Source organism: Streptomyces sp. PSU-S4-23, assembly GCF_055632315.1.
Map to the genome: position 1 here is coordinate 2,237,562 of NZ_JBVMUU010000002.1, position 12,881 is coordinate 2,250,442.

Genomic DNA, 12,881 nt, shown 5'->3' on the forward strand with positions numbered 1-12,881 from the left:
CGGTCCGTTCCGCACGCGGCTTCAGGGCGGCATCCGGGAGCCCCGCCGGTGAGTGTGCTCGGCCACGACGGCGCCGAAGCGGCCCGCCGCCGGGTCGAGGTCGAAGGTCCGCGAGCTGGAAGAGGAGCGCGAGATCCTGTGCAAGGCGGCGAGGTATTTCGCAGGGGAGACGCGCTACCACCGCACCACTCCGGAAGTGATCGTTGGAGAGCCGGATGCCTGGAAATCAGGCCTGTCCGGTTCGGGAAGGGGCCGTCGGAAAAGGACCCGAGCCACGGGCACCTCGTCGGCGGCCCACTTCACTCATTGAGGCGGGGAGGCTTGCTGAGTGTCCGCGCCGGAGCTGACGTGCCGGAGGGTCTCCTCGATGCCGTGCCAGTCCAGGCACATCACCGTGGCGTCGTCTTCGAGGCGGCCACCGCATGCGTTCAGGACCGCGGTTGTCAGCGTCAGCACGGTCTCCCGTGGGTGCAGGTCCCGCGTGCGCTTCACAAGGGTGGGCAGGTCCACTTTCTCCGCGTTCCGCTCCAGCATGCCGTCGGTGAGCATGAGCAGACGATCACCGGGGCGTATCTCGATGTCCTGAACGCGGTAGGGGTGGGACATGGGCACCGGCAGCCCGAAGGGCTGGTCCACCTCGCAGGCGATCTCCTCCAGGGCCCCTTCGCGCATGCGCAGCAGGTGGGGGTGGCCGGCGTTGACGAGCTGGGCCTGCCCGGTGTGGATATTGATGCGCAGCAGTTGCCCGGTGGCGTGGCCGTGGCCGTGGTCGGCCAGGGCCCGGTCGGCCCGGTGGGCCTGCTCGGCCAGGCCGGCTCCTTCACGGCGGGCGCTGCGCAGGGCGCCCACCAGGACCGTGGCGTCCAGAGCGGCGTCGATGTGGTGGCCCATGGCGTCGGTCACCGACAGATGCAGGGCGTCGCGGTTCAGGGCGTAGTCGAAGGTGTCGCCGCTGATGTCTTCGGAGGGCTCCAGGCTCCCGCACAGGGCGAACTGTGCGGCCTCGCACGACAGCGACTGTGGCAGCAACTGGTATTGGATCTCTGCTGCCAAGCTCGGTGGCCTGGAGCGTTTGCCCCAGAGGTAGAGATCGGTGAAACGCCCGTTGGCGATGACGATGTAGGCCAGGGCATGGGCCGCTTCCCCGATCACCTCGAGAACCCCCTCACCGGCGTCGGCCGGCAGATGCAGCTCCAGCAGTCCGATCGCGTCGCCGCGGTTGGTGACCGGGGCAATCACCCGCTGTCCCTGACCGGTCACCTCCCGGTACGGCCGCTGGGTACGCACCACCTGCCCGTAGACACTTCCGAACAGGTCGATCCGTTCCACTTCCCGTCCGGCCTCCCCCGCAGAGGCGGTGGACAGCCGGGCCACAGCCTTCCCCGTCAGATCGACGACGAGGAAGGACACCTTCGTGGCCTCGAAACGCTGCCGCAGGTCCTCGGCGACCACGTCGACGGCATCCACCGGCGCCGCCGTCTCCGCTGCCGTCAACAACCGGGGAAGTTCGTGGAAGGCACCACTCACGGCCAGACTCCCTTACCCCCCTCACATCAGTATGGAAACCCTCACCACGAGCATCAACTCGCGACCAGTCACGGCAAGCAGCGATGGTTACGGTATGCCTTCAATAGATCACAAAGGGTACTTATACACCCCCACCGCGCCTGCAGCGCGGTGGGCGGCGACGGCCTCAGGTGGCCCGGCCGCCCGGACCGCCACGTGCCCATCCGGCACTAAAGCGCCGGCCTCGCCGCGGACCGCCGCACCGTCCACACCGGCGCGGGCGACCCGCTTCGACTTAGGATAGAACACACATTTTGTCCCGTTTGGAGCGAGAGTGGTGGTGACGGGCAAGGGGTTGATGTCGATGGATCGCATGGAGGTCGTGACGAGGTATTCCTTCAGGCTCTTTGTGGCCGGGCATACGGAGCGGTCCTCCACCGCGGAGGAGAACCTGCGTGCGCTGTGCGAATCCCATTTGTCGGGCGGTTTCGACCTCGAGGTCGTCGACGCCGCCGAACAGCCGGATCTCGCGGAGGAGCAGCGCATTCTGGCCACTCCTGCCGTGATCAGACTCGCCCCGCTGCCGCAGCTGCGAGCGATCGGTGATCTGTCCGATCAGCGCCGCACGGCAAACGCCCTGGGGCTCCCGGAGCCGTCCGGTCCTGCCCGGCAGGGGGAAGAGGAATGAACGGCATCGATGCGATCGAACGGCTCCCCACCGGCATCAAGGGCTTCGACCCAGTCGCCCTCGGCGGGCTTCCCAAAGGGCGTGCAACTCTCGTCGCCGGAACCACCGGCAGCGGCAAAACCTTGTTCGCGGTGGAGTTCCTGGCCCGGGGCATCCTCCATTCAGGGGAGCCGGGAGTGTTCGTCACCTTCGAGGAGACGGCGGACGACATCCGACGCAACTTCGCCTCGCTGGGCTTCCCGATCAGGCAGTGGGAGGACGACGGGAAATGGGCGTTTGTCGACGCCTCGGCCGACATCGCCCTGGAAGCGCCCGTCATCGGCACCTTCGACTTCGGCGCCCTGGAGGCGCGGATCGGGCATGCGGCAGGCCGGATCGGCGCCGCCCGGGTTTCGGTCGACGCGCTGGATGCGGTCTTCACCCGCTTCGCCGACCCCGCGACCGTCCGCCACGAGATCGCGCGGATTGTCAACGCCCTGGAAATGACCGGGACCACCTCGATCATCACCGCGGAGCGCTCGGGTGAGTACGACGGCGTGTCCAGGTACGGCGTCGAGGAGTTCGTGGTCGACAACGTGATCATCCTGCGCAACGTGCTGGCGAACGAGCGACGGCGCCGGACCGTCGAAATCGTCAAATTCCGCGGTGCTCCCCACCGCACGGGGGAATGGCTCTTCGCCATCGATCCGACGGACGGACTCGTGGTGATCCCGCTTGCGTTCCTCGCCCTGCCCCCCGCGGCCGCCTCCCGGGTGCGCGTGTCGTCGGGCCTCACCCAACTGGACGACATGTGTGGGGGAGGGTTCTACAAGGATGCGCTCATCCTGCTGACCGGCCCGAGCGGCGTAGGCAAGACGCTGTTGAGCCTGAAGTTCATCACCGCGGGAGCGGCAGCGGGCGAGCGCTGCCTTGCCTGCTCCTTCGACGAGACCCGGGAGCAGGTCAAGCGCAACGCGGCAGGCTGGGGGATGGACATCGACGCCATGGAGGCATCCGGCCTGCTCCACCTCATCGCCGACTACCCGGAGACGGCATCGCTGGAGGACCATTTCATCCAGATCAGACGGGCCGTCGAAGAACGCAGGCCCGACCGGCTCGTCATCGACACGATATCCGCGCTGGAACGCATCGCCTCACCCCGCGCGCTGCTCGACTTCGTCATCGCCCTCGGCGCGGTCGTGCGCCAGCGCGGCATCACCACGCTGCTCACCTCAGCGCTACCTGGCCGACTCACCCGCCAGCTCACGCCACACATCGCGCAGGAGATCGCCAGCCTCACCGACGTCACCATCACGCTGCGCTTCTTCGAGCACGCCGGCCAGGTCCACCGTGCCATCGTGGTCATGCAGAGCCGCGGCTCCGCCCACGACCCCGGCATCCGCCTGGCAACGATCGACGCCGACGGCCTGCACATCGGCGAGCGGCTCAGCGCCCGCATCGGCATCCTCACACCCGACGAAGCCCTCCGGGCGGAGACGACGGCACCGGACGAGACAGAAAGCCCCCAGCACAGTGATGAATGAGGCTGCCGTCGGCCGGGAGGGCCAGGAGACGGAGGGGCCAGGCCCCGCCGACGTGGAGTTCGCCATCGACATCAGCCGGCTGATCGTCCAGGAGTCCGCCGACGGGGTCATCGCCGTGGACGACCAGGGGCTCGTCCGGCTGTGCAATCCGGTCGCCGCAGAGCTTTTCGGCCGCCCCGCCCGGGAGTTGCTCGGCGCCCCGTTCGGCTTCCCGATCGTGGCGGACCGGTCGACAGAGGTGGAACTGCTGCTGCCGGGCGGCGGCAGCCGGGTCGTCGAGATACGGACCGTCACCACCGCCTTGCACGGCGAGCCTATGCATGTCATCTCCCTGCGGGACGTGACGCGCCGGCGACACATCGAACGGGGCGCCGAGCGCTTCCAGCGGCTGCTGCAGCCGGAGCTGCCGGACTTGGCCCCTTTCGGCGCGGCCGCCGTCTACCGGCCCGCCACCGTCGGCGTCGGACACCTCGGCGGGGACTGGTACGACGCCATCCCGCTCCCCGACGGCGCCGTCGGCGCTGTGATCGGCGATGTCGCCGGGCATGACCTGCACGCCGCGGCCGCGATGGCCCAGGTCCGCAACATGCTGCGCGCCCTGCTGTTCGACCGCCGCGCCGCACCCAGCGCCATCCTCGCCGCGCTGGACCGCACCCTCCACGCGATCACGAAGAACCCGGTCACCACCGCGTGCGTGGCCCGCATCGAGCCCAGTGACAGTGGCTGGAAGCTGAACTGGAGCAGCGCAGGCCATCTCCCACCGCTGCTGCTCACCGCCTCCGGCGCGGCCGAGTACCTGCACATCGAGCCCGGCCTGCCGCTCGGCGTGGATCCCGACCGGACCCGCTCCGACGACACCCGCCTCCTGCCCGCGGGCGACACCGTGATCTTCTTCACCGACGGGCTGGTCGAACACCGCGACCAGCCCATCGACGTCGGGCTCGACGCACTCGCCGACCTCGCCACCGCCCACGCCGACCTGCCGTTGGACGACTTCGTACGCACCCTGGCCGACCAGCACCCCGGCGAAGGCCAAGACGACATCGCCATCCTCGCCCTGCGCGTGCCCGCCCAGCCCCACCCCGGAAGCGCCCCGTAGGCGCCGTCACCGCCAGGGTCCACAGGCGGGCCGATCCGAAGTCTTGGGACCGCCAAGCGCACGTCTCCCAGCGACTCCACTCACACGACTCGTCATCCCCGCCCTCACGGCGGACTCGACCCCGGCGACGGTAGGAGCCGACACGATCGGCTACATCCCAAACCCCTGCGAATCACCCCAAGCGTTCGCGGGTGGTCTGCTCACGTAGTCCACCGGGGCGAGACGGGTCGACGGTGGCCCAGCAGCCGGCATGCGCGCGGACCTCAAGCTCCGCACAAGCAGCCCACGCCGCCACTCAGCCCCGCCCGCCACACGATCCCGACGCGCGCAAATCCGCAGAGTGGTCTCACAGATCACGAGCTTCCCGCACTCGCCCAGCACCCCCATCTGACGAGGCAAGTCACGCTCTGCCGGCCGCTCCCCCATTTCACGACCGTTGCACAACCACGCGGGAACTCCCGGGAACCCGCAGGTAGAAACGGGAACCTCCGCCCGGCAAGAAATGGCCCCGACCTGGGTAAAACCCCAGGCCAGGGCGACAAAAGCAGACGAGTCGGGCTGTACGCCGGGTTCTGTTCCACTCAGGGAGCGATCACGCTCTGACCTGCATGTTTGCGGGTATCCGGCGGCTGGTTCAGCCCTCTGGGACTTCTCAGGGACTTTTGGCCGAGTCCGTGAACCAGGCCTCGATGGCGGACAGTCCCCGCGCGCCGGCCTGCGGCATGAAGTGCGTGTACGTCCGGAGCGTGAACGCCGGGTCGGAGTGCCCCAGCCACTTCGCGAGCGAGACTATCGACTCACCGGCTTCGAGCATCACCGAGGCGTACGTGTGGCGCAAGACGTGGAAGCCGTGCTCGCGGCTCGGCTCCCAGACGCGCGACGGCTTCTCACCCGGCTGCCGCTTGGGCAGCGGCGGGATGACTCCCACTTCGGCGAGCGCGGGCTTCCACGCCTTGGTGTTCCAGGTGGTGCGGTTGATCGCGCCGCGCCGGCCGGTGTACACGAGCAACGGGACGGTGACCTTCCGCCGGTCCTCGCGCGCGAGGTCAGGCTCCTCGGGGTCCAGCCACGGCAGGGTGACGTCGATTGGTTCGAAGCGTTCTTGGTGAGTGAGGAGTCGCTTCGCGAGCGTCTTCGGCACCGGCACATCGCGTTCCTTACCGCCTTTGGGCGGACCGAAGTACAGCCGTGACTTGTACATGAGGATTTGCCGCTCCACGTGGACGAAGTCGCCACGGATATCACCTGGGCTGAAGCCGAACGTCTCACCCTGTCGAAGTCCGCATCCGACGCCGAGGTCGAGCGCGATCTGGTAGCGGTCGGCCAGTGCCTCCCGTACCGCGTCGACACGGTCCTGCTCCCAGGCGCGAGCCTTGCGCTCCGGCTTCTTCGGCGGCTTGATCGAGCTGTTGCCCTTGCACGGGTTGCGGTAGAGCCGCTTGTCCTCAACCGCGGCCTGCATGATCGCCTTGAGGTACACCCACGCGACATAGGCGGTACTCGACGCCACCGCCCTCTGTACGTCGGCCGACCACTTGCGCAGCTCCGCGACGCCGATGTCCCTGAGCGCCAGATCTCCAAGCTGCGGCAGCACCTGCCCCCAGATCCTGTGCCTCATGCTTTCCAGCGTCTGGGCGGGGTGCACCTGGGAGGGCCACCAGTGCTTATCGACGTACTCACGAAGGCTGATCGCACCGTCCCGCGCGTCGACGAAATCCCCTCGACGTGTGTCGGTCTGTGCCTCGGCCAGCCACGCCTTGGCGTCCGCGACCGTATCGAAGGACCGGTCACGGACCCCCGGTATCCCTTTGACGCGGTAGCGCGTGCACTTGCCCCAGAGCGCAGTGCGTTCGCGCTTGCCCGTCTCCTTGTTCGGCCGCTTCTTGAGCCATCGGTCCTCGATGTAGCCCGCCATGCGCGTCTTCTCCTTGGCCTGGTCATGGTTCTCTCGGCACGACCTGCGTCGCGATCAGACACACAGACGATCTCCGTGCGCATGAAATTCCGAGTGCTGCTGAACTCCTCGGAACCGTTCTCCCAGGTCAAACAGCCCGGCGTCGTTCGCGCTGCTGCGGCGCTTTACTCAGCGGATTGAGAGCCGGGTTCGACCGCGAGTCCGCCTGCTGCTGTTCGTTGAGCCACGCATCGAGGAGATCCCGGCGGTACATGACCCTCCCGCCGGGCCCCATCCGGAAGCTGGGCGGCCCTTGCCGACGGTGGCGCCAGACGTAGAGGGTGTTCACCGAGATACCCATGTATTGCGCAGCGTTCTGAACGTTCAGGAACGCAGCCTCAACGGCGGGCATGGACTGGTTGCGCATCGCGTGTCTCCGAAGTAAGCGCTGCCGAGGCAGCGGTCGTTCCGTCCTCCCGCCCACCGCGCAGCGAGGCCGCACGGATCACTGCTGGCGAGCAGCATCAGAATCCGGAGAATCAGTGGTTTGGTGCGGCTGTCACCTCGTGCTAGGGGGCGGCCGACCGTCGTCTACAGCAGGCACGCCATTTCGCGCCCAGGGCCGTGATGGACGGCGTGGCACTCGCCGAGGCGCAGGAGCAACTGGCACGGGCAGCCCTCGAGGCTGCGCTGCTGGCCAGCCTGCCGCCGTACAGCATCGAGGCGGCCGCGGACGGGGAGGAGACGGGCGTGGCCCTGGTGCCGGAGGGCCGCCGCGCGCTGCGCCTGGTGTGGCAGCAGGACCCGGCGGCCGCGCGCCACCTGCCCGTGGGGCTGCGTGATGCCCAGCAGGCCGCCATGAACCAGGCGCTGCGCACGATCTTGTCCACCCATCAATTCGGGATCGCCGAGGGCACGCTGGGGGAGGCTCCCCTCGTCCTCGGGCTCACCCGCCCCGACGGGTGAGCCCGGGGCGGCTGTGATCAGCGCGGTTGTGGCGGGTAGGCGGTGCTGCCGGCGGTCGCCAGGACGCGGCTGCTGCTGGGGGAGCAGGTGGTCATTGTGCGGCGAACCCGGTACAAGCGATGTAGCGCTGTGAGCCGTCTCCGACGGACCAGGCCACGGTATATGTGCCTGGTGGGTAGTCGGCGACGGCTCCCGGGAAGTCTCCGGGCCAGACCACGGTGGCCGGAGTGTCGGAGTGCACGGTGGTGCGTGCCAGGCGTGAGGTGCCGTCGGGCAGGTAGACGCGGGCCAGGACGGACATCTCGGTCTGTACGGGGTCGATGTTGCCGTACTTGTTGCGCAGGGTGAGTTCCACTGCGTCTCCGGCCCGGACGTCGCCGGGGGCGACGTACTGCCACGCCCCGTCGACTTCTGCTTCTTTCCGGGGCGCGCAGTCGAACTGTCCCGCCCCTACGTCTCGCACGCCCGAAGCCCAGCAGGCACCCGGGCCGCGTCCACGTCGTGCAGGACGGCACCGTCCACCCCACGCGGGTACTGCACCTGACGGACGCCGAAGTCGCCGCGTGGGCCAGCGACCAGGAGACCGAGACGCGCTGACCCCTGCCGCACCGAAACGGACGGCCGATTGTCAGACCCCCTCCGTACTCTTGGCGCTCAGCCGCTTGGGCTACGGCCCGTGCTGGGCCTTGGATCACGAGAAGCGGGACCGCACAGTGACATCGATCTACCTCTCCTCCGAAAACCCCCGGTGGATACCGAAGACCGAGGCCGACCTGCAGGCCGCCGTCGACGGCGGCCTCTTCGAGGAAAGCCACCACCTCGACCTCAAGAAGGCCCCGAACAGCAAGGGCGACAACAAGGAACTCGCGCGGGACCTGGCCTCGTTCGCCGTCGATGGCGGCACCCTGATCATCGGGGTGCAGGAGAACAAGGAAAGCCGCACCTTCGAACTCGCCCCCCAGCCGCTGAACGGACTGCCGGAGAAGGTCGAATCCGTGGCACGGACCATCCCCGACCCGCCCCTCACCGTCATCACCGAGGAGATCAGCTCAGCGGCCGACGACGGAACCGGCTACCTCATCGTCCACATCCCGGCCAGCCCCGTCGCACCGCACATGGTCGACAACAGGTACTTCGGCCGCGGCGACAAGACGAAGTACCAGATGGGCGACGCCGAGGTCGTCGCCCTGCACACAAGGCGACGCAACACCGAAGCCGACACCCTCGCCCTGCTGCGCAAGGAGATGGACGAAGACCCGCTGCGCGACGTCGGCGCCCAGTCCCACCTCTTCCTGGTGGCCCAGCCCACAGCCGGACGACGGGACATGTGCCTGCCCATCACCGGCGCCCAGGACTGGAACCTCCGCCTGCACACACTGATCACCCGCGTCCAGGAAAGCCAGAAACTCCGGGCGGCGCTCTCGGACCAGGGCTTCAGCCCCGACCTGAGCCACGCCCACCAAGGGCGCCGACGCGCCAGGGGAGTGGCTCTCAGCTCCTCAAGTCTCAAGTCCGACCGCACCTATGCCGCAGAGGGCAACTGGGGCGATGAACACGTGATCGAAGTTCAACTCTTCGAGGACGGCGGACTACGGCTGTTCATGACCCGTCTCTCCGACGGCCTCCACGACCGGTATGCGCCGGAAGAAGACGCGGAGCAGGTTCTCTTCGATGCCGGCGCCGTCATCCTCACCCGGCACATGCTGGAGCTGATCCGCCTCGTCTCCGAAGACGTGGGCTACCACGGGAACTGGGCGGTGGCGGTCGGAGCCAGCCGACTCCGCGGCCGTCGCAGGTACGCCGGACAGTCGCACTTCCCCAGCAACCACAGGTACAGCGCCGACACTTACGAGGAGAGCACCGGCGCGACCTTGGCCGAACTGCGTGAAGCACCAGGCACGGTGACCCGCAGGCTCCTCGGCCCCCTGCTCCGCTCGCTGGACTCCGAAGCGCTGTTCGCGAAGGCCCTGACCGACGAAGGATGAGCTTCGGCTTCATGAGACACCACGGGCCCGGGGGATCAGCCATGACATCCCGGGACCCACGGTCATCCTGGGGCGGGTTCCTACCGGCACCTGGCAAATGCTCGTCCCGATGGCCGGCCACGCTCCCAAGGACCGCGTGCAGCCGGGCGGCGTCCACGTCGTCACCGGCAGCACCGCCCACCCCACGCAGATGCTGGACCTTGCCGACCCGGAAACCACGGCATAGGCCACCACCACCGCGGCCGGGGAAGGACTGGCCCAGGCCGGAGAGGCCTTCAGTTCGAAGCTGGAATGCCCTGACGCGATTTCGTCCGCTAGCGTCCATAAGCGTCACCACATCTCCACATCGGGGGCCACCGCCAACATGCCCGTGCACGACCTGACGGAAGTACAACTCGATCGGCAGCAATGCGCGCTGCTTGCCATGATCGGCACGCAGCAGGCGGCCGATCCAGACGGCCAGTGGCCTATGTGGGACTGGGTGGACCACAGGGCCAAGTCCTTCGGAATGGAGGACCCGCGGGGTGTGCTCGACTCGCTTCCGCGTATCGGGGCTTCCGGATCGCTGGGACTTTCCTACGGCTTCACCACGGCGGTCCCCCGCATCCTTGCGGAGGACACCCGGATCGCGCTGACGGTCGCCGCGGCTTGGGCGCTGGAAGAGGCACGGAGCGACCTGGGGGATCCCTTCCTGCGGGTGCTCCATCACATGATCATGCTGTGGCGAAGCGCCCCGCGTTCGCCGAACGAGGTCACCCGGGTCACCCTCACCTCCGAGGACCTCCAGGGGGCGTTCCCGCACATGCGTGCCCGCATCATCCACCTGGTCCCGGAGTACTTCTCCCGCGAGCCGCTCCTGTCCACTTCGTACAGCAAGCAGCAGGACGGTACCTGGGCGATGGACGTCCCACGGGACGTCAGACGCTACGAGCACGCCACCGACCTGCTCGGCTATGTGAGCGAGGTCTGCAGGCAGGTGCACCGAGTCCTCCAGGAGGCCGACAGGGAACTCTTCGCCGGGCAGTCGGCCCCCGCGCCGCCGTTTGATGCGGTGCTGCACCTCAGCGCGTCCCGCACGGCCCTGCTGACGTGGCTGTGGCACCAGAAACAGGAACAGGCGCCGGGCGGGCCGATGCCCAAGGTTCTGGGCGTGCTCTTGGACGATGACCTCTCTGCCGACCAGGGAGTGCGGTTCACTGAAGACGAGATCGACCGGGCATCCGCATATCTGGAACAGCACGGACTGATCAAAGGCGCCGGCACGCTCGACCAGGGAGCCGGCCCGTCCCTGGCCGAGGTCACCGCGGCCGGCGAGGACTGCGTGGAGAACTACAACGGCGACGTCAGCGCGTACATCCGCCGGAAGGACATCGGAACCGTGACGTTCCACATCGCCACGAACAACGGCAACATCGCGGCCAACAGCGCCAGCTTCACCCAGAACGCCGTGACGCAGGGCGCCTTTGATCCGGCACAGATCCTGGCGGCGGTCAGCCTCATCCAGCAGCTGACCCCTGCCCTGACCCCGGACGCCGGTGAACAGCAGGAGCTTCTGACCCAGGTGAGCAAGCTCCAGACGGTTGCCGCGGCCCCCGTACCGGACCGCGGCGTGGTACGGCGCATCGCGGACGGAGTCTTGTCCACCATCCGCAGCCTCGCCCACTCACCTGACGTCCAACGCCTTGCCCTCGAAGCGGTAGAGCAAGGGATCCAGAACCTGTAGGGCGTCGCCCTCGCCCCGGCGAAGAGCGCTCCAGCGCGCACCGGAACCGGAGCCGTACCGGCCGACGGCCCAATGTCAGACCCGCTCCGTACGCTTGCTGTGAGGCACCTGAGACAGGAGGGCAACATGGCCCGCAACGGAATCAATCAGCGCGATCTCGACAAGTGGGCCCAGGGCTTGGTCAAGGGCATGAACAAGAGCCTTCAGCGGGCTGCCCGGCAGAACCCTTCTCGTGTGCCGGTCCAGTTCGAAGCCTCCACCGCCAGCGGCAGCACACTTCCCGGCGAGGGGATCGAGAGCAGCGCGTACCTCGCCCGGCTGCTGATATGGCTGGACGCCCATGCCCAACAGCGCCCGGCGGAGTACGTCGACGTCACCCGCTTCGTTGAGGAGTTCCAGCTCGAGGACGAGGATCCCACCGTCCTCGCCCTCCAGCTGGAGCAGCGCGGCCTGGTGGACATCGCCCGCAACCTCGCGGGCACCCCAGACGTCCACCTCACCGACGAGGGAGTCGTCGCCGTACGCCATCTGAAGAACCTTCAGAGGGACCGCGCCGCCCGGCTTCGCCACACGATGGACGCCTTCCTGCGGTGGCTGTACGACGCCGCAGGCGACCAGACACCCATCAACCCGGCCCTGTTCCTCGCGACGCCCGGCTCGTACTTCGCCGGAGCCGAGATCTCCGGCACCGAACTGCACCAAGCGCTCTCCTACCTGGCAGAGCACAACCTGATCGAAGCCATCGACACCGACCCCGCCACGGTCGCCATCACACCCCAAGGCGTCAGCTGCGCCCTGGCAGGAGGAAGCGTGCAAGACCACATCAACCAGCCGAGCTCCGGCGACAACATCACCTTCCACATCGGCGAGAACACCGGCAACATCGCCGCGAACAGCCGCGACTTCACCATGAACGCCACGACCAACAAGGACGGGATCGACCCCGCGGCAGTGGTCATGCTCGCCCGTGCCCTGCGCCAGGCCGCACCGGTACTGGACCTGCCGGAGGACGACGCCATCGAGTTCACTCAGCTCGCCACGCGTATCGAAACCGAGGCCGCCAACGGATCTCCCGACCCCGGAAGGCTCCAGCGCTGGGGAGCCTCGGTCATCGGCATCCTAAACTCGCCTGTTGTCAGCGGTGCACTGGGAAGCGTGCTCGCCGCATACACAGGGACGGTGCTTCCAGGCCTGCCGCCCGCCTGAGACCGCGGCTTACGAATCACGCGGCGGGCCCGAAGGGAAGATCTTCCTTCGGGCCCGCCGCGTTTCGCTACGCTGCTGCCCACTCCAGACCGAGGTCGGCCAGCGTTTGGTGTTACTTCTCATCAGTGGGCTCAGCCTGCTTCGACAGTCCAGTCATCGGGGTCCGTGCGCTTCCAGTCGAGATCCACTTCTTCGTCGATGGGAACCGTGACGTGGCGCGGTGCCCATGGGTCCTCGTCGGCCAGCGCGGAGCCGTCGATCCAGAGATCGTTCGGGAGTTCAGGCCCCGAC

General features: G+C 67.9%; 11 protein-coding genes. 7 read left to right on the top strand and 4 right to left on the bottom strand.

Features of this window, described 5'->3' with window-relative positions; translation table 11 throughout:
• Nucleotides 1-303: 303 nt before the first annotated feature.
• Entirely contained in the window at nucleotides 304-1,527 is a 1,224-nt protein-coding gene (locus tag ACZ79I_RS10990) for a PP2C family protein-serine/threonine phosphatase (RefSeq protein WP_471496495.1), read from the bottom strand.
• Between the two features lie 316 nt (nucleotides 1,528-1,843).
• Between ACZ79I_RS10990 and ACZ79I_RS10995 the strand changes: the two genes are divergently transcribed.
• Genes ACZ79I_RS10995 through ACZ79I_RS11005 form a run of 3 tightly spaced genes read left to right on the top strand, consistent with a single transcriptional unit; the run spans nucleotide 1,844 to nucleotide 4,816 of the window.
• Nucleotides 1,844-2,194 (top strand): circadian clock KaiB family protein, encoded by a 351-nt coding sequence (locus ACZ79I_RS10995; RefSeq protein ID WP_471496497.1) that lies wholly within the window; start codon nucleotides 1,844-1,846, stop codon nucleotides 2,192-2,194.
• Complete coding sequence (gene kaiC, locus ACZ79I_RS11000) at nucleotides 2,191-3,717, top strand: circadian clock protein KaiC (protein WP_471496498.1); 1,527 nt, start codon at nucleotides 2,191-2,193, stop codon at nucleotides 3,715-3,717. Before ACZ79I_RS10995 ends, kaiC begins: the two co-directional genes overlap by 4 nt.
• A complete protein-coding gene (locus ACZ79I_RS11005; protein WP_471496500.1) occupies nucleotides 3,710-4,816 on the top strand; it encodes a PP2C family protein-serine/threonine phosphatase in 1,107 nt (368 codons plus the stop codon). Before kaiC ends, ACZ79I_RS11005 begins: the two co-directional genes overlap by 8 nt.
• A gap of 652 nt (nucleotides 4,817-5,468) precedes the next feature.
• Here the strand turns inward: ACZ79I_RS11005 and ACZ79I_RS11010 are convergent.
• Together ACZ79I_RS11010 and ACZ79I_RS11015 are read right to left on the bottom strand one after the other, a co-directional pair.
• The gene (locus ACZ79I_RS11010; protein WP_471496502.1) at nucleotides 5,469-6,731 is read right to left on the bottom strand and encodes a tyrosine-type recombinase/integrase; all 1,263 of its coding nucleotides are present in this window, start codon (nucleotides 6,729-6,731) and stop codon (nucleotides 5,469-5,471) included.
• A 127-nt stretch (nucleotides 6,732-6,858) separates the two neighbouring features.
• A complete protein-coding gene (locus ACZ79I_RS11015) occupies nucleotides 6,859-7,137 on the bottom strand; it encodes a helix-turn-helix transcriptional regulator (protein ID WP_471496504.1) in 279 nt (92 codons plus the stop codon).
• A 200-nt stretch (nucleotides 7,138-7,337) separates the two neighbouring features.
• On the opposite strand from ACZ79I_RS11015, the gene ACZ79I_RS11020 reads away from it, so the two are divergent.
• The gene (locus ACZ79I_RS11020) at nucleotides 7,338-7,676 is read left to right on the top strand and encodes a hypothetical protein (RefSeq protein ID WP_471496506.1); all 339 of its coding nucleotides are present in this window, start codon (nucleotides 7,338-7,340) and stop codon (nucleotides 7,674-7,676) included.
• Nucleotides 7,677-7,767: 91 nt separating this feature from the next.
• Here ACZ79I_RS11020 and ACZ79I_RS11025 read toward each other — a convergent pair whose 3' ends face one another.
• Complete coding sequence (locus tag ACZ79I_RS11025) at nucleotides 7,768-8,031, bottom strand: hypothetical protein (protein ID WP_471496507.1); 264 nt, start codon at nucleotides 8,029-8,031, stop codon at nucleotides 7,768-7,770.
• A 358-nt stretch (nucleotides 8,032-8,389) separates the two neighbouring features.
• On the opposite strand from ACZ79I_RS11025, the gene ACZ79I_RS11030 reads away from it, so the two are divergent.
• The 3 genes from ACZ79I_RS11030 (at nucleotide 8,390) to ACZ79I_RS11040 (ending at nucleotide 12,590) form a co-directional block, all read left to right on the top strand.
• Nucleotides 8,390-9,661, top strand: a complete 1,272-nt coding sequence (locus ACZ79I_RS11030) for an AlbA family DNA-binding domain-containing protein (protein WP_471496509.1) — start codon at nucleotides 8,390-8,392, stop codon at nucleotides 9,659-9,661.
• A 424-nt stretch (nucleotides 9,662-10,085) separates the two neighbouring features.
• On the top strand, nucleotides 10,086-11,384 hold the full coding sequence (locus tag ACZ79I_RS11035) for a hypothetical protein (RefSeq protein WP_471496511.1): 1,299 nt from the start codon (nucleotides 10,086-10,088) through the stop codon (nucleotides 11,382-11,384).
• Between the two features lie 126 nt (nucleotides 11,385-11,510).
• Nucleotides 11,511-12,590: a hypothetical protein gene (locus ACZ79I_RS11040; RefSeq protein WP_471496512.1), complete on the top strand. Its 1,080-nt coding sequence runs from the start codon at nucleotides 11,511-11,513 to the stop codon at nucleotides 12,588-12,590.
• Nucleotides 12,591-12,881: the final 291 nt, after the last annotated feature.